General features: G+C 37.4%; 24 protein-coding genes. All 24 read right to left on the bottom strand.

Annotated features, from left to right (window positions below):
- Window positions 1-26: 26 nt before the first annotated feature.
- The 24 genes from E7K77_RS00315 to E7K77_RS00200 all read right to left on the bottom strand — a co-directional run bounded on the left by E7K77_RS00315 (window position 27) and on the right by E7K77_RS00200 (window position 23,971).
- Window positions 27-1,325 carry a type II secretion system protein GspD gene (locus E7K77_RS00315; RefSeq protein ID WP_008600616.1) on the bottom strand — a complete coding sequence of 433 codons (1,299 nt, stop codon included), beginning with the start codon at window positions 1,323-1,325 and terminating at the stop codon, window positions 27-29.
- On the bottom strand, window positions 1,307-2,155 hold the full coding sequence (locus E7K77_RS00310) for a hypothetical protein (protein WP_278466756.1): 849 nt from the start codon (window positions 2,153-2,155) through the stop codon (window positions 1,307-1,309). The genes E7K77_RS00315 and E7K77_RS00310 overlap by 19 nt, the downstream gene beginning before the upstream one ends.
- Window positions 2,156-2,280: 125 nt before the next feature.
- On the bottom strand, window positions 2,281-3,270 hold the full coding sequence (gene galE, locus E7K77_RS00305) for a UDP-glucose 4-epimerase GalE (RefSeq protein WP_325305774.1): 990 nt from the start codon (window positions 3,268-3,270) through the stop codon (window positions 2,281-2,283).
- 9 nt (window positions 3,271-3,279) lie between these two features.
- Window positions 3,280-4,716 (bottom strand): glucose-6-phosphate isomerase, encoded by a 1,437-nt coding sequence (locus E7K77_RS00300; RefSeq protein ID WP_287525318.1) that lies wholly within the window; start codon window positions 4,714-4,716, stop codon window positions 3,280-3,282.
- A gap of 83 nt (window positions 4,717-4,799) precedes the next feature.
- Entirely contained in the window at window positions 4,800-5,078 is a 279-nt protein-coding gene (locus tag E7K77_RS00295) for a DUF1294 domain-containing protein (RefSeq protein WP_008600612.1), read from the bottom strand.
- 20 nt (window positions 5,079-5,098) lie between these two features.
- Window positions 5,099-6,022 (bottom strand): NAD-dependent epimerase/dehydratase family protein, encoded by a 924-nt coding sequence (locus tag E7K77_RS00290; protein ID WP_316708625.1) that lies wholly within the window; start codon window positions 6,020-6,022, stop codon window positions 5,099-5,101.
- 22 nt (window positions 6,023-6,044) lie between these two features.
- On the bottom strand, window positions 6,045-6,770 hold the full coding sequence (locus E7K77_RS00285; RefSeq protein ID WP_278622099.1) for a ribonuclease H family protein: 726 nt from the start codon (window positions 6,768-6,770) through the stop codon (window positions 6,045-6,047).
- Window positions 6,771-6,779: 9 nt separating this feature from the next.
- Window positions 6,780-7,271 carry a Cys-tRNA(Pro) deacylase gene (ybaK, locus tag E7K77_RS00280; protein WP_004697210.1) on the bottom strand — a complete coding sequence of 164 codons (492 nt, stop codon included), beginning with the start codon at window positions 7,269-7,271 and terminating at the stop codon, window positions 6,780-6,782.
- 81 nt (window positions 7,272-7,352) lie between these two features.
- On the bottom strand, window positions 7,353-8,351 hold the full coding sequence (locus E7K77_RS00275; protein WP_325305767.1) for a nucleoid-associated protein: 999 nt from the start codon (window positions 8,349-8,351) through the stop codon (window positions 7,353-7,355).
- A 27-nt stretch (window positions 8,352-8,378) separates the two neighbouring features.
- Entirely contained in the window at window positions 8,379-9,674 is a 1,296-nt protein-coding gene (locus E7K77_RS00270) for an AMP-binding protein (RefSeq protein WP_278622101.1), read from the bottom strand.
- A gap of 1 nt (window position 9,675) precedes the next feature.
- Window positions 9,676-10,782, bottom strand: a complete 1,107-nt coding sequence (locus E7K77_RS00265) for an acetyl-CoA C-acyltransferase (protein WP_278622102.1) — start codon at window positions 10,780-10,782, stop codon at window positions 9,676-9,678.
- Window positions 10,783-10,844: 62 nt separating this feature from the next.
- Window positions 10,845-11,357, bottom strand: coding sequence for a biotin transporter BioY (locus E7K77_RS00260; protein WP_004693338.1), 513 nt, complete (start codon window positions 11,355-11,357; stop codon window positions 10,845-10,847).
- A gap of 8 nt (window positions 11,358-11,365) precedes the next feature.
- Window positions 11,366-11,932: a hypothetical protein gene (locus E7K77_RS00255; protein WP_278604734.1), complete on the bottom strand. Its 567-nt coding sequence runs from the start codon at window positions 11,930-11,932 to the stop codon at window positions 11,366-11,368.
- Window positions 11,933-12,105: 173 nt separating this feature from the next.
- Entirely contained in the window at window positions 12,106-12,969 is an 864-nt protein-coding gene (galU, locus tag E7K77_RS00250; RefSeq protein WP_278457383.1) for a UTP--glucose-1-phosphate uridylyltransferase GalU, read from the bottom strand.
- A gap of 13 nt (window positions 12,970-12,982) precedes the next feature.
- Window positions 12,983-14,536, bottom strand: coding sequence for an organic solvent tolerance protein OstA (locus E7K77_RS00245; RefSeq protein ID WP_004697340.1), 1,554 nt, complete (start codon window positions 14,534-14,536; stop codon window positions 12,983-12,985).
- Between the two features lie 37 nt (window positions 14,537-14,573).
- The gene (locus tag E7K77_RS00240) at window positions 14,574-15,686 is read right to left on the bottom strand and encodes a hypothetical protein (RefSeq protein WP_325305759.1); all 1,113 of its coding nucleotides are present in this window, start codon (window positions 15,684-15,686) and stop codon (window positions 14,574-14,576) included.
- 108 nt (window positions 15,687-15,794) lie between these two features.
- Entirely contained in the window at window positions 15,795-16,241 is a 447-nt protein-coding gene (locus E7K77_RS00235; protein WP_004697051.1) for a hypothetical protein, read from the bottom strand.
- A gap of 261 nt (window positions 16,242-16,502) precedes the next feature.
- Window positions 16,503-17,510 (bottom strand): hydrogenase expression/formation protein HypE, encoded by a 1,008-nt coding sequence (hypE, locus tag E7K77_RS00230; protein WP_008713629.1) that lies wholly within the window; start codon window positions 17,508-17,510, stop codon window positions 16,503-16,505.
- Between the two features lies 1 nt (window position 17,511).
- Window positions 17,512-18,630, bottom strand: coding sequence for a hydrogenase formation protein HypD (hypD, locus tag E7K77_RS00225; RefSeq protein ID WP_008713626.1), 1,119 nt, complete (start codon window positions 18,628-18,630; stop codon window positions 17,512-17,514).
- Window positions 18,590-18,841, bottom strand: coding sequence for a HypC/HybG/HupF family hydrogenase formation chaperone (locus E7K77_RS00220; RefSeq protein ID WP_004693324.1), 252 nt, complete (start codon window positions 18,839-18,841; stop codon window positions 18,590-18,592). Before E7K77_RS00220 ends, hypD begins: the two co-directional genes overlap by 41 nt.
- A gap of 233 nt (window positions 18,842-19,074) precedes the next feature.
- Window positions 19,075-21,354, bottom strand: coding sequence for a carbamoyltransferase HypF (gene hypF, locus E7K77_RS00215; RefSeq protein WP_325305755.1), 2,280 nt, complete (start codon window positions 21,352-21,354; stop codon window positions 19,075-19,077).
- Window positions 21,355-21,389: 35 nt separating this feature from the next.
- A complete protein-coding gene (gene scfB / locus E7K77_RS00210; protein ID WP_278622105.1) occupies window positions 21,390-22,799 on the bottom strand; it encodes a thioether cross-link-forming SCIFF peptide maturase in 1,410 nt (469 codons plus the stop codon).
- 166 nt (window positions 22,800-22,965) lie between these two features.
- Entirely contained in the window at window positions 22,966-23,109 is a 144-nt protein-coding gene (gene scfA / locus E7K77_RS00205; protein WP_004693318.1) for a six-cysteine ranthipeptide SCIFF, read from the bottom strand.
- 100 nt (window positions 23,110-23,209) lie between these two features.
- Window positions 23,210-23,971: an ECF transporter S component gene (locus E7K77_RS00200; RefSeq protein WP_316066331.1), complete on the bottom strand. Its 762-nt coding sequence runs from the start codon at window positions 23,969-23,971 to the stop codon at window positions 23,210-23,212.
- Window positions 23,972-23,997 lie beyond the last annotated feature (26 nt).

Here is a 23,997-nt window from a genome sequence, read left to right as displayed (position 1 = left end):
ACAACCTCCTAATCATTTACTCTTCATTATACCACAGTTGCCCTCACTAACATTAACATTTCTATAGAATCTTTTGTTTTTCGACTATGACGGAATAATTTTCCTAACAAAGGAATATCTCCCAAAATAGGTATTTTTTGTATTTGATGTTGATCTCGATTATCCATGAGTCCACCAATAACTAGCACTTCTCCTGGTTGTAATCGTACTCTTGTATGTGCTTGACGTGTGCTTATTTTGTAGGCTTTCATTTCAGATACCATAATAGGTGTACTCACTTCTGCATGTATTTTAGCATCTACACCACCATCAGCGGTAATGATAGGAGTGTAATTCAACTTAATGCCCACCTCTTCATAACGAGTAGAACGCTTTCGTTCGCCATTCACTTCTGACTCCTCTATAACAGGTATTCTTTCACCTATCAAGATATGCGCAGTCTCACCATTGAGAGCCATGATAGATGGTTTTGCAATTAGAACGGCCTTACCTGAGCTTTCCATAAGACTTAGCTCTGGCTTTACAAAGAACTTATAGGCTTCCCCAGTCGGTGTTTTGCCAAAGGTAACGGCACCATAGGAATGTGTTTTATCTTCTCCATGACCGGTCAAGCTAAGCCAAGACCATCTAAAACCTTGTTCCTTAGCATAGGATTGTTCCATAGCAATGATGGTAGCTTCCAATTGCACTTGTTTTGGTTCCTTGTCGATAGCACGTACTAAGGTTTCTACGCGTCGCTTTTCTCCGCTCGTCAAATGCATAATTACTTCATTTTGTTCTGAAAGCACTGCCATTTTATCGTTTTTTACCACTGTGCCTACCACATTTTTCAAAGACTCAGCCGGTAAATGTTCAGGTGATATAACATATAGTTCTCTTTTTTCAAGTGTTTCATCATCAGAATCAATAAGAAGTGTGTTATGCTCCTTCAATACGGAGAAATGATATAACTTACCTAGTTCATTAATAATCCCTTCTGGGGATTCTCCCGTTACAGTGGCCGTAACAGTCCCTTTTAACGACTCTACACCAATTACGGATATACCGTAACTACGACAAATTCCTAAAACGGTTTCCTTTAAGGATGCATTGCGTACAGAAATCGTTATGAGTTTGTTCTCAATATTTTTTTCATTTTTAGCTACTTCACCACTAATTACGATGTTTTCAGAACTACTAGTAGTTATCCTATCAGTACCATTAGCAAATACCATGAAGGGAGTTACAAGCATTACGACCATCCATAAGCTTATTTGCAATATAACTGTCACTATAATCTTATCTATACATTTTAGACCTATAAAGCTTACTCGATTCTTAGCCACCGTGATGAACCTCCTTCAATAATTTCTACACCACTTGCAGTTATCTTAGATACTGATATTTCTTTCCACACACTTCCTATACTAACCATTTGTTCCTCTGTACCTTTTCGTAAAATAGCAATATTCTGTTGTCCCTCAATAATACCTATAAGCTCTATGGGATGTTGTTTGGTAGGATTACTTATAGAAGGTTGTATACTAGATTCAACTCGTCTAGCACTAATATCTTTAGCTTTTAATTCAATATAATTACCACTATGCTTTTTATTATTTCTTATTTGTTGATATTTTTCATTTCTACGACTTTCATCTACCTTTTTCTCAAAAGTCTTCATTGAATCATCTGACTCATGTAAATCATTATTTATATCAACGAAATTGCCATTGCTATCTTTAGTTATCTTATTCTGACCAAGTAATTCATCTATAGGAATATCTTTAAAAACCTCTCGCCAAGGATTTGCTCGCTCAACACCGGTAATATCATATAATAATCGTCCATGAACATCGCTTTTTACCTCTCTATCCTTTACATTTTTTATATCACTTTCATCTTTAAAATAGTTCTTTCCTTTCCCATTTCTATTATCATGTGTTGTTTCTTTTGATAATTTTTCTGAGCCTCGTTCAATTTGATTAGCATCTCTACCATTAGATTGATCTAAACTAATATGAATATTTTCCTCCTCATGTGGATAAAAAATACCAATGCCTAAAAGGGCAACCGTAATGATAAAGAAAATACCAAGTGCAAACTTATAGTGGCGCATAATAAAATGCTGCTTATCAATCCACATTTTCATACGTTCTATATAGTCTTGTAAGTTCATAATCCACCTCCTGCTGACATATTCTAGGAGGCTCTTTTAAAATCCTACAAAAAAATGACTCTACCAGTCACCAAGGTGACTAATAGAGTCATTCATTATATTGACAAATCAAAACAATTTGTTCTTTATTTACTATTAAATCCATCTGGATGAGATGTATGCCAATGCCATGCATCTTTGATAACATCAGCAACATTACTAAATTTAGGATCCCAACCAAGTAAATTTTTGATTTTTTCAGAGGAAGCAATTAATGTTCCTGGATCACCAGCACGGCGATCACCATATTGAACAGGAATATCGATACCCGTAACCTCTTTTGCAGTCTCGATGATTTCCTTTACAGAGAATCCATTACCACTACCAAGATTAAATACTTGAGATTCTCCGCCTTTACGCAAGTAGTCCATAGCCAATACGTGAGCAGCTGCTAAATCATTGACATGAATATAGTCGCGTACACATGTGCCATCAGCTGTATCATAATCAGTCCCAAATACAGTTATATGCTCTCTTTTACCGCGAGCCGCATCTAACACAAGTGGAATCAAATGAGTTTCAGGATGATGGTCTTCTCCAATCATACCAGACGGATCCGCACCGGCCGCATTGAAATAACGCAACGCAACATATGTAGAACCATAAATCGAACTATAATCAGATAACATTTTTTCTATCATCAATTTAGTACGACCATATACATTTGTTGGTTGTAGCTGAGCATCCTCACAAATAGGAACTACCTTAGGCTCACCATACACAGCAGCCGTACTAGAAAATACAAAATGCTTTATACCTGCGGTACGAGCAGACTCAATAAGGTGATAAGAACCAACTACATTATTTTCATAATAAATAGCTGGATTTTGCATGGATTCACCAACTTGTGAGTGAGCAGCAAAATGCATTACACCTAGGATGTTATGTTCTTTCATAATACCTACTAGTTCAGGATCAGCAATATCCATATTGTAGAACTTTACCCCCTCAGGAATAGATTCTACATGCCCACGAGATAAATTATCTACAATAATTGGTGTATATCCTGCTTGTTGTAAAGCACGTACAGTATGACTCCCAATATAACCAGCACCACCTGTTACTAAAATATTCATAGTTCCCCCTCATGAATTATGTACTTCCTTTGCTCGAGCCAATTTGGGTCCGATGAGACGCTTATAAACCTCTACCCCTGGTTGATCAAAAGCATCAACACCCGCAAAAATGGACTCAAAATAAACGGCCCAACAATGCATAAACATAATTTCTCCTAAATGGAATGCGTTTAATGTTGGTACAGTTATAGTCATGTTAAAACGATTGTCACTAGACAAGGCTTCTCTATTAGCATCTAAAGCAATGTTTAAAATATCACAAATGCCTACATCAGATAGAGAGTGTAAACGTTCATATTGACTATAGGAATCTGGAACAATGAGATTATGTTTCCAATCCTTAACCTTAATAAATTGAACTACCTTATTTAGGCGCCCCTCTTGATGCTCTTGAACTTGAGCATGCATATCCATAGTACCTACTGCAGCAACTGGCGTACGACCATATGGTAGACAAGTATTACTCATTTTTCCAAGAGACTCGGATAAGAGCTGCACATACCAATCAGATAATGAGTGGAGTGCTTCACTATAAGGCATAAACACCTCTATAATACGACCATATCGTTCAGATGCAATATATTTCAATAATGCACTTAAAAGGCCTGGATTTTTAAAAATGTCTTCTTCTTGACATGCTGCATCCATAGATGCAGCACCAGATAAGAATCCTTCAATATCAAATCCTACAAGAGCGGCTGTTACAAAACCAACTTCTGTAAATACAGAGAAACGACCACCTACACCATAAGGAATGCTATAGGTCTTCCAATTATTTTCTATCGCCATAGATCGTAAAATTGTAGGATGTTCATCATCAGATACATCTGTAACAGCTATCACTTCGTAGTTAATATTACGATCTTGTAAAGCCTTCTCCAAAATCATGAAGTTAGCCATTGGTTCAATGGTAGATCCAGACTTAGAATTAATAACGAGCATCACCTTATAATCAGGACCTTTTTTCTGAGCTTGACACTCTAACGTACGAATTAGCCCTACTAAGTAATCACCATCCACATTAAAGCCTGCAAAGTACATCCTAGGATAGCCGTCGCGTTCCTCTGCACTGTAGTTATTCCAAAATGCTCCACACTGCACATCAAAAATAACTTTGCTCCCCAAATAGGAGCCCCCAATACCTACGGATACAACTGTATCAATATTATGGCGTGCATAGTCACGTAATTCGTAAAGCCGCTCTAACATATCTGGTGTATTGATACCATCTTCTGAAATATATGGAAGTTGGTAAAACAACACGGGTTCAGGTAAACCATCTTTAGAAACATGACCTTCTTCGAAGCCTGTAGAACGCAAAATATTTGTATGACGCCATACATTTTGTATAGCCCGTTCAAAATTATTCACATCACGTTCTTGTATGCAACTTTCATTATATATATTAGCATAATCTAACTCAAAACCTGATTGTAATCGCAACATCAAATATCTCCTTCACTGACATTTTATGTACAATATTTTTTTATTATACCATAAAAGAATGAATAAAATATTAGTTTATACAATCATTTTACCCACAAACCATAACCGAATCCAACTGCATATACAGACCAAAGTAATGCAAAAGGAATGGCTAATTTAAATTTAATTTTTAATGTCTTATGACGCCATAGGACCATGCCTAATAAAGCACCAACACCCCCAAAGGCAAACGCTAAAAATAATAATGTAAACTCTGAAATTCGATCATATCCATTAATGGCACATAATTTATCATATCCATACAGACTAAATACGATAAGATTCCAAATACCTACGGTCACCCAAAATTGCGTATCACTCATATCCCCAAACCTTATTTCTCTTACTTATGATGAGCTTTAAAATATTCCAATGTCTTTTGTAAACCAGCTTCTAATGTTGTAGTGGCAATAAAACCAAAATCACGTTCAGCTTTCACATTACTTAAGCGCGAATGTTTAATATCCCCTATACGTTCATTTTCATAATAAACCATAAAATCTGTCCCACTAATAGCCCGGAATCGCGTAATCAACTCATTCACAGATGTTCCCATATTGGTAGATACATTATAAATACCTGTGCATTGACCATTCTCCATAGCCTTAATATTAGCATCTACCACATCATCTACATAAATGAAATCTCTAGTTTGCTCACCATCACCAAATACAGTTAATGGTTGCCCTTCGACAATCAAGCGGTTGAAAATACTGATAACGCCACCTTCACCGCCATCACCTTGACGTGGTCCATATACATTAGCATATCTAAAGCATACTGTATTTAATCCAAAAGCTTCATGATAAATACGCAAATAACCTTCTGCAGTAAGCTTTGTCAAGCCGTAAAAAGACGAAGGCATACCACTCAAGTCTTCAGTCAATGGCAATACTGCCAAGTCACCATATACAGCAGCTGATGAAGGCATTAAAAATTGTTCAACTTTCACTTTACGACACGCATCGAGAACATTAATAAGCCCTATTAGATTTACATCACAGTCATAACTTGGGTTCTCCATGGAGGATTGAACCATTGTTTGCGCCGCTTCATGAAATACGATAGACGGCTTAAACTCTTCAAATACAGATAGTAATTTTGGATCTCGTACATCCATCTCAATAAATCGAGCATCTTTATGTACAAAGGAGCGCATACCTGTAGATAAATTATCTATAACGAGAACATCGTGCCCTAATTCAATTAATCTATCAACTAAATGGGACCCAATAAATCCGGCCCCACCAGTAACACATATATTCATAGCGCCCTCCCTTCTAATATCTTTAAATACCTGCACCTTGTTTTGCTAGTGCATCAGCCATTTCATTATATGTATCGCCTGTATGAGCAGCCACCTTGTGAAAGTATACTCGCACATGATTTTTTATAGAATCATAAAATGCTGAATACTCTTTGGTTAGCTCATTATTACGTTTCCATCTCTTAGTAGCCCACATTTCTATGCCCATATAATCATAATAAAGTGAGCATTCAGAAATTCCATTATCAACAGCATATTTCATAACATGCATAGCAGCCAACAACTCGCCAGCTACATTCCAAAACGATGTATATCGTTCATCAGTAGAGGGAAAAGAAAAAGTTTTCCTCTTGCCATTCAAAAAGATAACCCCACCTGCACCAACAGTATTAGTCTCTTTATTATAACTACCATCGATATACGCAACCATATAGTTTGGAATAGTAAAATCTGGTTTCACAACACTTGCTGATACTTTACTTTGAATACTAGAACTAGAACCTATAGGCCTAGAATTTATAGATTTAAACTTCACTTCTTGTGGCAATTTAAGTTCACTCTTTTTAGCGCTCATAAAATCACTTAAAGACAAACCTGAATTCTCTACAAAAGCACGTGCTTCTACTTCTGTGGAAAATGATTTGTAGATAGCACCACCATAGCCCTTTACTTGTTTCTCACAGTCAGACCATGTAGTATAAACTCCTCGTACACGGCCCTGACGAACAGCATAAAACTTTTTTGCCATACGTCCCCCTTAATGGTCCATTGTCAGTTCAACAAATTCAGCATTTACGACAGATGCCAAATCCTTTGGATTTACCTTCATTTGCATCCCGCGTAAACCTGCGCTTACATATACAAACTTTTGGGGTTCCATAGTAGCATCAAAATAGGTAGGAAATGCTTTTTTCATGCCTACTGGAGAACATCCACCGCGCAAATAACCTGTAATACTTAACAAATCCTTAACATGAACAAGCTCTACAGACTTATTATGACTAACACGTGCTGCCTGTTTCATATCTAACTCTTCAGCCACAGGAATACAGAATACTACATATCCAGTTTTGTCACCTTTGCCAACTAATGTTTTAAAGACTTGTTTCTCATCGAGTTTTAATGCTTCTACTACATGAAGGCCAGCAGCACGCTCTTCAGACCACTCATATTCGCTAATACTATAAGGTATCTTATGAGTATCTAAAATACGTAATGCATTTGTTTTTTTATGTTTCTCTTTACTCATCATAACCTCCATATACTAGCATAGCAAATAAATTTAATCATTACATAATATATTTCTATAGACAAATATAATTTTTCATTACTATTTATTTATGATTTTATTAATATTTTTTAATTCAATACGCAAAGTACCATCATCATTAGTTTTTATCTCAATAAACTCACGATTTTTCATATATTCTACAGGAAATGAAATCTCAATACCTGTATCTGTTTTAATCTTATGATGCTCTCCAACCTTCGTGGCGAACTCACGATTTACTGGCAAAGGACGCAACATATCCGCATCAGCTAATTCTTTCTTTACCGCCTCTTGTTGAATAGGATTCGCTTTAAATACCTCTTCTACAATACGAACAGGATCAACGGTATCTGATACTTCTGCATTTTTAGCAATCATAGATTTAGCCGTTGTCAACTCAACAACGCCATCAGACTCATGAGCTTGAGCCACCTTATCTACGATAGTCTTTACCTTTCTCACCGTATCTCGCGAGGATTGATTAGTCCCTGATTGCAAGACCTTATCTGCTAGGATATAGGATACCTCACCATCAAATTCACCTTTAGGTTCAAAAATACGAACACTAAAATTAGAGAGATTAATAGATGCAAAGGCCCGTAATTTTTGTGATGGCATAGGTAGTACTGCCTTATGAGAAACAAGTTCTGTAGCCAATGTACCATCATCTTCACTGAATAGTTGATGGGTAAAAGCATCATGAGCTTGGCACAGAAGAATACAAACATAGGACGTATCTGTAACGGCTTCACAAATAATCGTATCAATAACAACGGAATCCGTAGCTTGTTTCATATATGTAAACAAGCTTTCACCTAAATTCTTACATAAATCAATAAACTTAAGCTCTCCATTTTTATAGTCTACTAATTGTTTGCCTACAGGACTCGCATCATGTAAGGTTCCGGTTCTAGCCCCTGGATCTTTGAAAGCCTTAACTACATGATTTGCAATATAATCTTGTATAGCTTGATCCCCAACCTTTAATTCATGTTCAGAATATACAGCTAACGAGGATGTAAAGTCAAAAATCTCTAGCGCCGCCTTATTAATCTGCATGATGCCTCCTTGTAGTACAAAAAATGTTTACCCTTTATTATACCACTCTTTTAACTTTCGTTTATCAACTTTTGAGCATTCCGTAAGGGGTAACATAGGAACTTCTATTATAGCTTTTGGCCACTCTACAGGAGGTCTTTTATTATGAATAAGTTCTATAACTTCACTCAATCTAACCTCACCATCTAGCACCATATAAACTACATAGTCTTCCCCTCGTATCTCATCAGCAATATCGATAATAGCAACCTCGGAAACCCCTTGTAAGGATTGTAAATACAATTCCATCTCTGGGATAGAAATTTTATATCCCCCTTTATTGATTACGTCACCTGCTCTCCCATTAAACATAAGATACCCGTCACTATCAATGTATCCACAATCATTTACAGTATACGTATTGGGAATCCCTTCAATACGATAATTTGTTGTCACATAAATGACATTATCATTCTCTGCGATTTTCACGGTTGGAAATGGTCTCCCTACCGTACCTTCTCGCGCTAACCATTCTTTACCAGTGCAATACGTTATATAGTTAAGCTCTGATGCACCATAGTACAAGATAAACTCCATATCAGGGCATATATGTTGTAACTGTTCCATTAATTGTCGATCCAGAACTTGAGATCCCGCAATGATGTATTTAATGGATGATAATTTACTTTTACAATGTCGAACCAATAATCGTAGTTTCGTTGGTAATGCATATATATGGTCTATATTGTATTCCTCTATAAGCTGCATCCATCTACTAGGACGCAAGGAACTCGTTGTAACAACAGTCCCTCCAGCCCATAAAGAGGCAATGACCATATTGCTAACACCTGTGAAACTAAAGCTTCCCTGTAAAAAGATTTTAGTATCTTTATTTATATGAAAAATATCATTTTGAATATCAAAAAAATCGCGCCAAGACATTTCTCGTCTCCACAAAGGTTTTGGTTGTCCCGTAGTCCCCGATGTAAGTACCCCAAAATCAGCTAATGGCGGTACACCTTCATAGGCTATAACACGAGCTAGCTCATCTACATAAGCCGTATCCATCTCATTGTGACATACCATAGGAATATTACCTTTATGTAATGCCCCAAGCCACTGTGTAAGTTGTTCAACAAACGACAGTTCCTGAATTAAAAGAATCTTAGTATTTAATGTCTTTTTAGACTGAGTAAGATTTACAATGCGACTTGTATTATTAATACCGACCGATAGAATAGCATCATATAGTTCACCATATGTATATTGTATGTCATCTACGATTAAAGCCATTTTATGGGGCTCTAAATCTTTATGCTGTTGTAAGCGTTCAATAATTGTCATATTACATGCGTTCCATAATTAAAGCCGTACCTGTGCCCCCTGCACCAGCAATAGCACATAAACCATAGCGACCACCACAAGATTCTAAAGCAGCCATACAGTGAAGCACTAATATGGCACCAGAACATCCATAGGGATGTCCATAAGCTAAGGCACCTCCAAGCATGTTATATTTTTTAATGTGATTAGGGTACGCCTTGTTAAAAAGAACATCAATGATGGCAAAAGCTTCATTCCATTCCACCACATCAATATCATCCATAGTTAAACCTGTACGTTTTAAAATGCCTTCTGTACTTTCAAGAGCGCCCTCCGGACTAAACTGAGGATTTCCTGCCCAAGGTTTAACGCTATAAATTTTAAAAGGACCTTTTTTATTAGATAAATATACAAAGGCCGCTCCATCATGAGTTAAACACGCATTGCCTGCATTTGTAATAGAGTCAGCTCCCAACAAAGGTTTCATCCTAGACAAGAGTTTCTCGTTCATCGTAAGTCGAATACATTCATCTATACATCTTTTACCATCTATAGTAATAGGTATAATATATGACTGTAAATATGGGTTATCTAAAGCAGCTGATGCTCTTTGATGACTGCCAATAATATGTGGATATAAATCTTCCTTTGTTACATTGTGTTTATGGATAGTCCGCTCAGCCCCTTCGAGCATGGCTAAAGGCGATTGATCTTGGGGCGTAAATTGAGCTACCTTATAGGTTCCTTTTCGATCATCCCCTGATGCATACACTCGCTCTGGCTGTAACGACGAACTTTCAATACCGCCTGCAATAGCGGAATCCATAATACCAGACAAAATATGTGCATAGGCGATCTCAATACTCATCAAAGCTGAGGCACATTGCATATCAACGGTAATAGCAGGCACAGAATTTGGTAAATTACACATAAGACCCATGAGACGGCCAAGGTTACCACCGGTACCAACTGCATTACCACAGAAGATTCCATCTATATGTGAAATAGTATAACGATTAATTATTTCATCAATTACTTGAGAGCCTAAAATCTCGGGTCTCATATGTTTATATTGTCCATTTAAAACGCCGATAGGACTTCTAAGCCCACCATGAATATATACTGACATATATACTCCTTCTATTAAAAGCAAAAAAGAGGCATCCCGCAGAATGCCACTTTAATTGTATTCTAAATTTTAACTTTAGTTGCTAACCAAGAAGCAACCAGACATTTTACGATATCTCCAGGAATAAATGGGAACATGACTACAGGCAAGGCCGCCCAAAGTTCTGTTTTTGTAACAATCATAAAACCTGCTACACCAAAGAGGTACACTACAGGAATGGTAATCACAAGAGATCGCCAGGCATAAGAGAAAAAGCTCTTTTTAGAACCTTTAAATATACTTAGTAATGTATATGCAACTGGCCAAGAAAAAATAAAGCCACCTGTTGGTCCCAACAATTTGCCAAGACCAGCCGTACCGCCAACAAATACTGGTAACCCAACTGCACCAAGCAAAATATAAATGATAAATACGATAAGTGCATCCTTAGGCTGTAACAATAAGCCGATTAATGTGGCTACCAAAGTCAAAGCCGTTACCATAGCGGGACTAAATGGCAATGGGAAAGAAATATATGCTGAAATACATAATAAGGCTGTTAATAAAGCCATTTTTGTTAAACGTCTTGTTTCCATAATTACCTCTAACTAATACATCTTTGTTTCAAAGATGATGAATCTTCATTTTCACCGAAAAACGTAGCCGAAAATACCAATGTATCACCAATGTAACCTTCTACATGAGCATCTTCAGGATATTCCACCAAGGTTACCTTGTCATCTGCAATAACTGGTGCATGAAAATAAATCGCCATTTGCAGAGCAGATTTACTAATATTCCAAAAATCCCACATCGTTTCTAAAATCATGCAGCCAGGAACAACATAAGGATTCTCACGATGGATGGGATTCGTATCATTAATATCATTTACAAATCGTATGACCTCTTCCTTAGAAAAAGATATAGCACCATCTGTTCCCTGTTGGTTTATAGTAGAACGAATGTTAAATTGTTTTGGCACTGGTCGTAAATCGACCATTAAGAAGCCAGACGTATCCATAATACCAATTGTGGTGGTTTTTGCTACTTTCGATACAATTTCACATACGGTTCTATCACTACCTGAGGAATCATAATGCATATGTTTAATAACGCTGTGTCCTGGTAGATTCAAATCATTATTACATAATGCTTTAAATAATGTTTTCATATAATCACAGTCCTTTTATTTATTCAATATCTTGATTATAATCAACATTATTTCATTCGTCAACAAAAGGCATTATCCATATGTTAACAAATAACAAATGAATTTGAAACTATAACCAAAAAGAGCCTATGACATATATCATAGGCCCCTCACGTGGAAGTCTCATAAATTATCTATTTTAGATCCAATTCCTTTAGGTAAGCTTTAAAGCTTTCACCCAATTCTTCGTTGCGCAATGCATACTCAACAGTGGCTTTTAAATAGCCCAATTTATCCCCTGTATCGTAGCGAATACCTTCATATGCTAATGCATACGTATCCGTTTTAGAGGCTGCCAATGCATCAGTTAATTGGACTTCATTACCTACACCAGGCTTAGTAGCTTCTAAGATATTGAAAATATCTGGTGTTAAAATATAACGACCTAATACAGCGAGTCGAGATGGAGCATCCTCTTTCTTAGGTTTTTCCACCAAGTTATCAACACGATATAAATTATCAGCCATTGCTTCACCAGATACAATACCATAAGAACTAACTTTATCTTCCGGTACAAATTGAGCGCCTAAAATAATACCAGGATGCTCATTATAGCAATCAATCAACTGTTTTAAGCATGGATTTTCTGGATTGTAAACAATATCATCACCAAGTAACACTGCAAATGGCTCATCACCAATAAATGCTTTTGCACACAATACAGCATCACCAAGTCCACGAGGTGCTTTTTGACGAATAAAGTGAACTTTAATGTCCGCCAAATCCTTGATCATAGCCAATGGTTTATTTTTACCTTGACTTTGTAATAACAATTCTAATTCAACACTACTATCAAAATGGTCCTCAATAGCACGTTTATTACGACCTGTAATAATTAGAATTTCTTCAATCCCAGAATCTAAAGCTTCTTTTACAATGTATTGGATAGCAGGTGTATCGACAATAGGAAGCATTTCTTTTGGTTGTGCCTTGGTAGCTGGTAAGAAACGTGTACCAAAACCAGCTGCTGGAATTACAGCTTTTCTAATGCGTTGCATAGTATTCTCCTAACTAAAAGTCTTTACCTACAAATTTAATTTTCCATTGATCATTTTTATTTTTATGTCCATCTTTATATGTTAAGTACATATCGAAGGAGTGTAAATCACGATGCCATGTATAATAGACAGAATCAATATCCCCACTCATCATGTTATTCTTAACACTTACAGAAATATCATCTAGGCGAGTCAATTTATACGTACCGCCATAAATAAGCTCTTTTGGAAGTTCTGTCGTGTCAAAACGATAAGGGGAATTATTGTAGGTTATATTTCGTTGATTATAACTAACCCATACATTAGCACGATTACCAACTTTAGATTGGAATCTAGCACCCCAATAAGGCATGCTACGGATACTACCATCATAGCCATAGTAGTCACGTTGGTAACCACCTAAGAAGCGCAAATCAGCATTTTTACCAAGCTTAATCGGATCATGAGAAACCTCTGCATAATATTCCTTATGAGAACCTTTTACAGAACCCTCTTTCCAATAACCAGCATTAACACCACCACGTACAGTAATTGGAGAATTTCCTACATGATATGTATGAGTATCCAAACGAGCTTCACCTATTTTTTCTACCCATACTGTTTCATCATTATATTCATTAGATTCCTTGCTATAACCAACAGAAGCAGTCCCCCAAGGTAAATAATGACGATATCCCACCTGTGGTTTAAAACCAGATTTAGAATACCAACGATAGTCAATATAAGCTTCACCATTTTTACCGATAGGATATTCTGTACTACCATGTAAGCCAATACCATCATCGTTACTATACGTAGGTTTTGGTATTAAGGAAAAAATACTAAATTTGCCTTCTTTGTCATGACGCAATGAAGTCGTATAAGATGGCAAGGATAATACTTTAAAGTTTTTAATATAAAAGGATGGTTTTTTAATAACGACTTTATCACCAGGATATACCTGAATATCTTGACCCTCCACACGATAATCTGGAGTATGAACAAAAGCCATTGCATGTTTTGTAGTGACCATGCCCTTTTCCATATGGCCTATTTGTCCATCAAAAGTGGCGTTATTGCCCTTTACATAATAGGGATCGCTCCATCCCATGGCTTGGTCTGCCTCAAAGTGACGATCGCTAGTGCGATACGTCATATTTTGACCTGTAATATCTTTTGTTTTACCGCCATCTTCCAAATAGCGATAGCCCCCAACAGTACGATATTCTGTGGTTTTAGTATTACCTTCAATACGGGGGGCCATCAAAGTTTGATTGCCTTGAGACACCACAACATCGCCTTGAGCATATACATCACCTGTAGAGCCAGTATAAGACATTTTATTAGCATCGATACGTGTAGGCAACTGTTCAGCAGGAGCAGCAGATTTCGCTTTTTCACCACGACGTACAACACGGATATTACTATATTCAGGTGTAGATGCTTTAGAAATTTCTCCTGCATAGGATTGACCTACGCTATCCAATGTATCTTGATATACAATAGTTGACTCAGTAGCGGCCCATACAGGTTGTGCTAAACAAACAACACATGCCGCTGCCAGCCATTGTACTTTACGTTTCCTCATGGTTACTAGAACTCCTATTACTTTAAGAATTTGTTAATTATTGATTACGCTTTACAACAACGATAGGTTGAGAAACATTTTCTACAGGTTCTTCTGGCTCCTCAACTGCTGTAGTATCTTCAGCTACAGCTGCATTTTCATCAGTATCATTATTTTCTACATATTCTTCAGATTCACCTGTTGTATTAGGTACAGTTACAGCATCAGCTAATTCATCATCACTATGAGCTAAACCATCGCCACCAATAACAAGACCTTGAATTGTTACGGAATCTTGAGGTTGTACATATACAGTAGCACCAGCTGGGTACTCAATATTTTTACCTTTGATGAAAGCGCCCCCTACAAGCCCAACAGGACCGAGTAGAACTGCGCCCGCTACAGATGCACCTGCTGCTTTAACTTCACTACGGGTTTTATCCTTAGCCTCTTTACCTTGTACAGCAGTAAATTCTGTACCATCAATAGCTGGGATTGTATCAAATGTAATATCTAACGCACCATTACGACCAAAGGAACGAGCCTTTTTCAAAGAAGTAATTGTTCCGGAACCTACAGTGCCCGCAGGTACTAATAAGACATTGCCATCCATTACATTTTCTGCAACAGTAAAGGATATAGTGTCACCTTCATGACTAGTTTTAGAAGAAACCGCTTCATTTAGAGTCACTTTGAACACTTGATTACCAGACAATGTACCTACTTGGTTAGTAAGAGCCACATTGCTACCATATACCTTTGTCTTCAAAGAGATAATACGTTTTTGTAAGGAACCGCTACCAATGCGACCATTAACGCTACGTTCCATCTTTTCTACACGGTCTACAAGAGATCCTACGTTAATGCTATTTTGATATGTATATTCCAATGCATCCATTTCTTCGCGCAAAGAAATATTAGTACCACTGCCTTCTACAGAATTGTAGAGGGAGTCAACACGTTTACTCAATGTTGCGGAATTACCATTGAAACCAGTACCATACACGGTTTCATCAAGTTGATTAATGCGGTCCACAACAGCACCATCTTGTACGGCTCCATATACAGTAGTTTCTAAAACATTTGTTTTTTCAGTTACTGTACCAGGAGCGGCAAATGCAGTGCCTGAAATTAGGGATGCCATTAAAAGTGTAAGTACTTGTTTCTTCATAAATTCCTCCACAATGTATCTAATGTATAACTGTTATACAACAGAATAAGCACGGGCCTAAGACCGTGCTTATTCCCTGAGTCTATCAATTTATATGCTCAGTGGCCATTAAATTTTCAAATCAATAATCGCAGATACACCTACGCCTTGAACACGAGATGCACCAACTGGGTTTGTGCTATTAACAGGAACTAATCCTTTTACACGAACCATACCATTAAAGCTACCTTCTACTTGAGCAACAGCTTTAACTTCTTCAATGCTAGAAGCAGGCCCAGTAACTTGAGCCGCACCGATATAACCTTTTGTACCAATACTGATAATAGGAACTACTTTAGTTGTATATTCAGTACTCAAGTTATTTTGTTTCAATAATTTATTTAGGAAAGAGTCAATTTGTGGACCAAATTTGTTAACAACAATGCCGATACCACCAATTTTAGCTGCACCACCAAGAATGCTGCTAAGTCCACCAGCTTGAGTTGTCAAGATACCACCAAATGCAGTTGTAGTTAAACAAATCCCTAGAACAGCTGTAATAATCTTCTTTTTCATAATAAGCCTCCTATAGATACTTATATTTTAACAAATTCTATACATAGATTCTAGTGAAAGTATAAGAACTTACACATAAAGATACTAACATAATATAGATTTTCGATGAATTCTTAATGAATTTTACGCAACTTAATTTAATGCTATCATCAACGATAAATCGTGTCAACATCTAATACAAGCTACATCTAGAAAGCTCAAAAATTGAAATGAAAAGATTAATAAAATGATATAGTTTAATTACTTTTATTAATTATAAATTTAACAAATTCGTGGAACCTGATCTTCGCCTAATAAATCAATCAGACGAACACCTCCAATAGCCGTTTGTAGACCAACCTTACCAATATTTTTATCTAAAGTTTTACCAATTAAAGTAGCTTCGCTTCCCTCTTCAAAACTATGAAGAATCTTAAGAACTTCGTCTGTAATAGATGGCTCAACGATAAGGACTACTTTCCCTTCATTCGCTAAATATAAAGGGTCATACCCTAATATATTACATACTGACAGTACTTCTTCATGAATAGGTATGGCCGTTTCTTCAACCTTAATGCCTACTTGACTCTGATCAGCGATCTCTTTTAAAACGGTACCTAGGCCACCACGAGTGGGATCTCTCAACAAAGCAACTTGAGTTCCTACTTTATCTAATACTGCTTGAACCATCTTATTTAGTGGTGCACAGTCAGTTGTTAAGGAGTCAGATAAATCTAACCCAAACCGTTGCCCCATAACGGCAATGGAGTGATCTCCAATAGCACCAGACAAAATGATATCTAGCCCTGCTTTCACACGATGTGGACCAATATCTATTCCATCTGGAATCATGCCAATACCAGCAGTATTAATGTAGATTTTATCTACTTCGCCCTTTTTAACGACCTTTGTATCACCTGTAACAATTTGAACATTTGCGGCTTTTGCCATTTCTGACATAGTGCGAAGAATTTCATCTAGCTCTTCAAAGGCCAAACCTTCTTCTAAAATAAGACCACAACTTAAATATTGAGGTATCGCGCCATTCATGGCTAAATCATTCACAGTTCCACAAACAGCCAACTTGCCAATATTACCACCAGGAAAGAACGCAGGTTGCACCACATAAGAATCTGTAGAGAAGGCCATGCGCCCGGCTGTAACAGGAAACTGGGCACCATCGTGTAGGGGCGCCAATAAATCATTTGTAAAATATTTCAAAATAAAACGGTCCGTCAACTCATGACTAAATCGTCCACCATTACCATGGACTAAGCGAACTCGTTCCATATTAATCCTCCCACGTCGATCCACCACTAGAATAACCATATTTATACCATGCAGCACAGCTACCCTCTACAGATACCATACAGGCACCCACCGGATGATCTGCGGTACAGCTTTTACCAAATAACGGACATTCACTCGGTTTAATAAGGCCTTGCAAAACACGTCCACATTGACAGCCTTTAGGATCAAGAGATGGTTTATCCAAGTTAATAGGAAGGACAAGCTCTACATCATAAGCTGCATACTCACCCTTTAATGCTAAACCAGAGTTAGGAATCACACCAATACCACGCCATACATCATCGCATACTTCATATACTTCCTCGATCATAGCTTGGGCTACAGGGTTTCCCTTCTGCATAACTACAGAATGATACGTATTACCCACTACAATATTACCAGACTCACGTTGCTCTAAAATATTAGCTATGGCAGACAATATTTCTAAGCCATCAAAGCCAGCGATACAAGATGGAATACCGTATTCTTTGGGCAAAAATCGGTATGGTTCTTCACCAATAATAACACTCACATGGCCAGGTAAAATAAATCCATCGATATGACCTTCTTGTTTATCTAATAGTGCACGCAATGCTGGAGGCACTAATTTATGAGATACTAAGAAGAATACATTCTTAAGTCCTGCTGCGTGAACGGCTTTCACAGTAGCACATATAATCGCAATAGTCGTTTCAAAGCCAATAGCTAAGAATATTATTTTCTTTTCTGGATATTTTTTGCTAAGTTCTATTACCTCTAAAGGCGTATAAATAACATGGATATGAGCTCCTTTTGTTTGAGCTTCATTGAGACTACTATAGCTACCTGGAACCTTTAACATATCCCCAAAGGTAGCAATAATAACATCCTCACGTTCTGCATAGGCTAAAGCCTTATCCATATAGGTTTGATCAGTTACACATACTGGACATCCTGGTCCACTAACAAGTTCTATGCCACTTGGCAATAATTGACGAAGACCTTCTCGGAAAATCGATACTGTATGCGTACCACAAACCTCCATAAGCCGCACAGTTTCACCGGGCTTATGAAGCGCATTGATGCGCCTTAACAAAGCATCAGCTGTGTGCTGCTTTTCCTGCAAAGTAAGCTTCTTCAAGTTCTTCTAACTCCTTAAAGGCCTCTAATGTTTTTTGAGCCTCTTCTTCATCAACAATTTGTACAGCAAAACCTGCATGAACTAACAACCAGTCCCCGACCTTTGCATCTGGTACGAGGAGCAAGCTGCAGTCACGGGTAGCACCTGTCAATTCAACGGTACCAATAGCATCATTCACAGCAATCAATTGCGCTGGTACAGCTAAGCACATATTATCTCCTTATCTATATCATTTATAACAAGTTTTATATACATTTACTTCAATAAAACAGCTCCGAAATATATGAATAAAATTAATATTATTGTATCACAGTTACACTCATTATTTAGTGATAGTGTGCACAAACAACTAGAACTTAAACTAGCTATGGCACTCACATAGATTAAACAATATTCAGGACATTACTAAATAAATTTATCTAAGAATAAGAGCTATATGACAATTTATAATTGATTTCCTAACCACAGTTGTCCTAAAGCAAGTCCACCATCATTAGAGGGAACCGCTTCATTCATATATAAAATACCTATATGCCACGTCTTATATATAAATTCTAATAGTTTACGATTTTGAAATACACCACCAGACATGGCCGCATTACTAATATTATATCGCTCCATCAAGTCTGCAGCCGTTTCACATAGTGCTATTGCCATTGTTTTATGAAATGAAGCGGCTAAATGAGCTCGACATTCACCACGAACAACACCATCCATAATAGATTGAACTGTAGGTGTAAAGTCAAGAATATGTCCATCATAATTGTAAGCAAGTAATGATCCTTTTTCATCACCACATAGAGTTTCTAAAGCAATGGCAATTTGTGCATCATAACTATGGACCATACCAAGACCTAATAAAGCACCTACAGTATCAAATAATCGCCCACAGCTTGTAGCTTGAATCATGGGCATTCTAGATTGTAATGCTTTATCTAAAATTTCCCATCCCTTTGGAAGTTCCTTCATCCATTCTTGATATACAAAAGGGATATCATCACCATAATAATTACGAATATACCATAAGGCTTGTCGCCAAGGTTCAGTAACAGCCTTTTCTCCGCCAGGCAATGGAGCCGCATGAATATGTGCCAATCTCTGATATTGATTGCCTTTACAAAGGAGAAATTCTCCCCCCCATATAGTTCCATCTGGACCATAGCCAGTACCATCCATAGCAATCCCTAGTACAAGCCCCCTTAAATTGTGTTCCGCCATAACAGACGCTATATGAGCATGATGATGCTGAACAGGTACAACAGAAAGATGGAAACTTTCACCTATTTTTTCACCTAACCGAGAAGAGAAAAACTGGGGATGACTATCTATAATAATCTTTTCTGGTTGTATAGAAAATAAATTTTTATATCGCTCAATAGTCCATTCTAGGGTTTTATGAGTAGATGCATTCTCTAAATCTCCAATATGGGGTCCTACAAGAACTTCACTACCTTTATTCACAGCAAACGCATTTTTCAAATCACTGCCCATAGCTAATATCGAAGTTTGTTCTAAACCGTCACAATGAATTGGCTCAGGTACATAGCCACGACTGCGACGAATAAATCGAGGTTTATTATTGATGACCACCACCACAGAATCATCAAGGGGAGCATAGATTTCACGATTATGAATGAGGAAATAATCTGCTACCTCACCTAGTTCATTAAACGCTTGATCGTCGTTATATAATACGGAATCACCGCTTTTGTTACCACTGGTCATAACCCATGCCGCATCAGAAGGTAATAACACCTCATGCATTGGTGAATAAGGCAACATAACACCTAACATACGATTATCAGGAGCCACATAAGAGCTCAAATGGACAGAACTATTATGATTTTTTTCTAATAACACAATAGGACGTTCCATCCCCGTCAATATATCTAGTTCTACATCATTAATATGTACTAACTCAATCGCCATATCTAGAGTTCCCACCATTATCGCTAATGGTTTATGCGATCTATTCTTTCGCTTACGTAAGCGTTGTACAGCAGCGTCATTTCTAGCATCGCAAACAAGATGATATCCTCCTACACCTTTTATTGCGATAATACTACCTTCATTAATCAATTCCCGCGTAGTATTCCATATATTCACTGTATCCACAGCCTTGCGATCTGGCTTATACAATGTATATTGAGGACCGCAGCGAGAGCATGCGTTTGGCTCCGCTCTATAGCGACGCCCCTCTATATCTTCATATTCAGCCTTACAATCTTCACACATGGGAAACTCGTTCATCGTCGTCCGCTCCCGATCATACGGCAAAGATTTGATTATCGTATATCGTGGGCCACAATTTGTACAATTGATGAAAGGATAGTCACGTCTGCGTTTATCCTGCTGTAGTTCTTTAATGCAGTCATCACAAGGCGCCGTATCGGCGCTAATAAACGTACTCACCGCTTCACCTAATGGAGATGGCGCTACTATAAAGTCGATTTCATCACCTTTTACAGTAAGATGTTGTACAGTTTGACTTGTAATGCGACATAAACGAGGTTGCTCCGCTTGAACAGCATCTAAAAATAGTTGCAATGCTCCTAGAGGACCTTGTATTTCAACATATACACCGCGGCTATCATTATATACAAAACCAGTTAAACCTAGAGAATGGGCACACATAGAAACAAGGGGCCGGAATCCGACCCCTTGAACTATACCGGTATAGCGAATTCCCCAGCGTTCTGTAGTTTGATTACTATTTTGTTTCATATAAACTCCTACTATACTCGGAGAATCAAGTGTAATTAACCTAATGCAACAGGAATACTTCCATCAATACCAGCTTGTTCTAATTCGGCTTGAATCATAATAGCACATTCGATGCGTTTCTTCTGTAAACGACAACCAAATTCATAAGGTGTTTCTAGATCGCCACCCAATGTAATGTTGTTAGCATGACAACCACCGGAACAGAAGAATTTCGCCCAACATTCAGCACAAGTTGGTTTGGAGAATACATGTGTATTGCGGAAATCTTTAGGAATTTCTGTATTTTGTAAACCATCATACACATTACCAAGCACGTATCCATCTTTGCCTACAAATTGATGGCATGGATAAATATCACCATTTGGTACAATCGCCATATATTCATGACCTGCCCCACAACCGCGAAGGCGTTTCGCCATACATGGCCCACGATATAAATCCATGCGGAAGTGGAAGAAGTTAAACTTCTCACCCCAGCCTTCTAACTGGCGTTGTAAATAAATATCTGCTAATTTTTCATATTCTTTCTCTAGAGCTGGCCAATCTTCTTCACGAAGCACATAATCCCCTTCTTCACCGACAACAGGCTCCATGGACAAATGTTCAAAGCCAAGATCAGACATTGCCATAACGTCTTTAGTAAAGTCTAAGTTTTTATGAGTATATGTACCACGTACATAATATTCAAGACCGTGACGTTGTTTTACTGCATTGATAAGATTTTTAGCAATATATTTATAAGACTCTGCACCACTACCTGCTACTGGACGCATTGCATTATGTACGGATTCACGACCATCCAACGACAATACTAAACTCATCTTGTGTTTGTTTACATAGTCGATTTTATCTTGTGTTAAAAGCATACCATTCGTAGTCAATGTAAGCTTAAATATCTTATTGTGCTTTTCTTGAATGGATTCAATGTATTCAACCGTTTGCTTAACAACATCCCAGTTCAACAATGGCTCACCACCGAAAAAGTCAATTTCACAATGTTGGCGAGGTCCACTCATTTTAATAAGAAAGTCCACAGCTCGTTTTGCTACATCAAAGCTCATCAATTCTCGTTTAACACCGCCGTAATCACCTTGACTAGCAAAGCAATATTTGCATGCTAAGTTACAATCATGAGCAATATTTAAGCATAATGCCTTAACAATAGGTTTCTCACCTACTACAAGTTTAAACTCTTTACTCATCGGTGCAAATAATTGCTCCGCTTTGATGAGCTCATCTAACTCGTCCATAATCTCATCTAGTTCTACTGCATCTTCTTTAGCATCTAACGCAGCATGTACAGCATCGCGATTAGTGCCATCATATATGTCAAGAACTCTATCGATGAGTTCGTCGATAACATGGATAATACCGCTATTTACGTCTAAGCAGTAATAGTTATCCTTCATCCGAAACTTATGGATCATTGGTTTTAATTCTAACATGGTACCTCCAATTGATTTGTATGGTAAAAGCTCTAGTATATAGAACTTTCTAGATAATTGTACCACATTTCCACACTAAACGTTATAAAAAGAGTCATAAAGATATACTATACAATGTATGTCTTTAAAACATAAATAAAAAAGGCCCGCTAAGCGAGCCTCTTCATTATTTTTGTTTGCAAACTTGGTTACCAACTGTGCAGCTTGTTTTACAAGCGGATTGGCAAGATGTTTGACATTCCCCACAACCGCCAGTTTTAGCAGTTTTTTGTAAGGATTCAGTGTTGATAGTACGAATACGTTTAGCCATGATTATCCTCCTCAATACTTATCGAATGATATTTATTTTATCATATTTATAAAAAGCCTGTAAAATACTATTTCGTTATATTTTCGTCTACAACTTCAGCTTATTTGGTTTCTACCACTTCAGTTTCTCCTAATTGATGGTCTGTAACTTTTGCGTCTCGCATAGCTTCACCTTTAGTTTTCTTAGGAGCATCCTTACGCAATACTTTTCGTAAAGCCATTGCCACTGGTGTTACAATTACAGCAGCAAAAACAGCTTCTGGAATACCGTGCGTAACAGATAAGAATACAATAGAGCCTAATACTTGATCTGGGCTTAGGTTCATTTTAATAGCAAACATATCTGCGTAAAGCAAGAAGATAAGTCCCATAACCATAATTGTATGGAATACAGTACCCATAAATGCAGATACAAGAATGCGTGGACCTTGAGGTGCTTTCCACAATAATAAGTATACTAAATATGCTAATACAGGGAAAAGTATACGTGGTAACACAGAAATGATTGGATTAATAAATAGTGGAGATAAAATGTTTGGAGCTGTAATATTTTGCCACAAGCTATAGCAACCAAAGATAAAGCCTACAAAGGCACCTACCTTAGGGCCCTCTACAATAGCACCAATCAAAGTCGGTACATGTAAAGTTGTCACATTAAGAGGCCCCAATGGAATAATCCCATATCCAGATACACCTAATGCGATTGTGATCCCCGCCAACAAACCAATGATGGTAAGCTCACGAATAGTAATACCACTCTTTTTCTCTTTTTTAACCTTTTTACGTTCAACGGGGCTAGTCGTTTCATTGCTTGGGATTGATACAGTTGAGTTATCATCCACTGGACGTTCATTGTTGTTCATAGATCCTCCTTCGTTCTCATTCCTTA

This window comes from Veillonella parvula (assembly GCF_032577575.1).
Classification (GTDB): domain Bacteria; phylum Bacillota; class Negativicutes; order Veillonellales; family Veillonellaceae; genus Veillonella.
The sequence above is the reverse complement of the archived record's forward strand: the minus strand, read 5'-3'. Positions and strand labels throughout refer to the sequence as shown.

Bases quoted from the DNA above. Each gene is read 5' to 3' on its own strand.
- scfA (WP_004693318.1), bottom strand. From the start codon at position 23,109: ATGGCTAAACGTATTCGTACTATCAACACTGAATCCTTACAAAAAACT.
- E7K77_RS00220 (WP_004693324.1), bottom strand. From the start codon at position 18,841: ATGTGCTTAGCTGTACCAGCGCAATTGATTGCTGTGAATGATGCTATT.
- E7K77_RS00270 (WP_278622101.1), bottom strand. From the start codon at position 9,674: ATGACAATTATTGAACGCTTACAACAGCATAAAGATTTAGAGCCCCAT.
- galE (WP_325305774.1), bottom strand. From the start codon at position 3,270: ATGAATATTTTAGTAACAGGTGGTGCTGGTTATATTGGGAGTCATACT.
- E7K77_RS00265 (WP_278622102.1), bottom strand. From the start codon at position 10,782: ATGTCAGTATATATTCATGGTGGGCTTAGAAGTCCTATCGGCGTTTTA.
- E7K77_RS00235 (WP_004697051.1), bottom strand. From the start codon at position 16,241: ATGAAAAAGAAGATTATTACAGCTGTTCTAGGGATTTGTTTAACTACA.
- E7K77_RS00300 (WP_287525318.1), bottom strand. From the start codon at position 4,716: ATGTTGCGATTACAATCAGGTTTTGAGTTAGATTATGCTAATATATAT.
- E7K77_RS00255 (WP_278604734.1), bottom strand. From the start codon at position 11,932: ATGAAAACATTATTTAAAGCATTATGTAATAATGATTTGAATCTACCA.
- E7K77_RS00290 (WP_316708625.1), bottom strand. From the start codon at position 6,022: ATGAATATATGTGTTACTGGTGGGGCCGGATTTATTGGGTCCCATTTA.
- hypF (WP_325305755.1), bottom strand. From the start codon at position 21,354: ATGAAACAAAATAGTAATCAAACTACAGAACGCTGGGGAATTCGCTAT.
- hypE (WP_008713629.1), bottom strand. From the start codon at position 17,510: ATGGAACGAGTTCGCTTAGTCCATGGTAATGGTGGACGATTTAGTCAT.
- E7K77_RS00310 (WP_278466756.1), bottom strand. From the start codon at position 2,155: ATGAACTTACAAGACTATATAGAACGTATGAAAATGTGGATTGATAAG.
- E7K77_RS00260 (WP_004693338.1), bottom strand. From the start codon at position 11,357: ATGGAAACAAGACGTTTAACAAAAATGGCTTTATTAACAGCCTTATTA.
- E7K77_RS00245 (WP_004697340.1), bottom strand. From the start codon at position 14,536: ATGAGGAAACGTAAAGTACAATGGCTGGCAGCGGCATGTGTTGTTTGT.
- E7K77_RS00240 (WP_325305759.1), bottom strand. From the start codon at position 15,686: ATGAAGAAACAAGTACTTACACTTTTAATGGCATCCCTAATTTCAGGC.
- scfB (WP_278622105.1), bottom strand. From the start codon at position 22,799: ATGTTAGAATTAAAACCAATGATCCATAAGTTTCGGATGAAGGATAAC.
- E7K77_RS00200 (WP_316066331.1), bottom strand. From the start codon at position 23,971: ATGAACAACAATGAACGTCCAGTGGATGATAACTCAACTGTATCAATC.
- E7K77_RS00275 (WP_325305767.1), bottom strand. From the start codon at position 8,351: ATGCAGATTAATAAGGCGGCGCTAGAGATTTTTGACTTTACATCCTCG.
- E7K77_RS00295 (WP_008600612.1), bottom strand. From the start codon at position 5,078: ATGAGTGATACGCAATTTTGGGTGACCGTAGGTATTTGGAATCTTATC.
- galU (WP_278457383.1), bottom strand. From the start codon at position 12,969: ATGCAACGCATTAGAAAAGCTGTAATTCCAGCAGCTGGTTTTGGTACA.
- ybaK (WP_004697210.1), bottom strand. From the start codon at position 7,271: ATGAGTAAAGAGAAACATAAAAAAACAAATGCATTACGTATTTTAGAT.
- E7K77_RS00285 (WP_278622099.1), bottom strand. From the start codon at position 6,770: ATGGCAAAAAAGTTTTATGCTGTTCGTCAGGGCCGTGTACGAGGAGTT.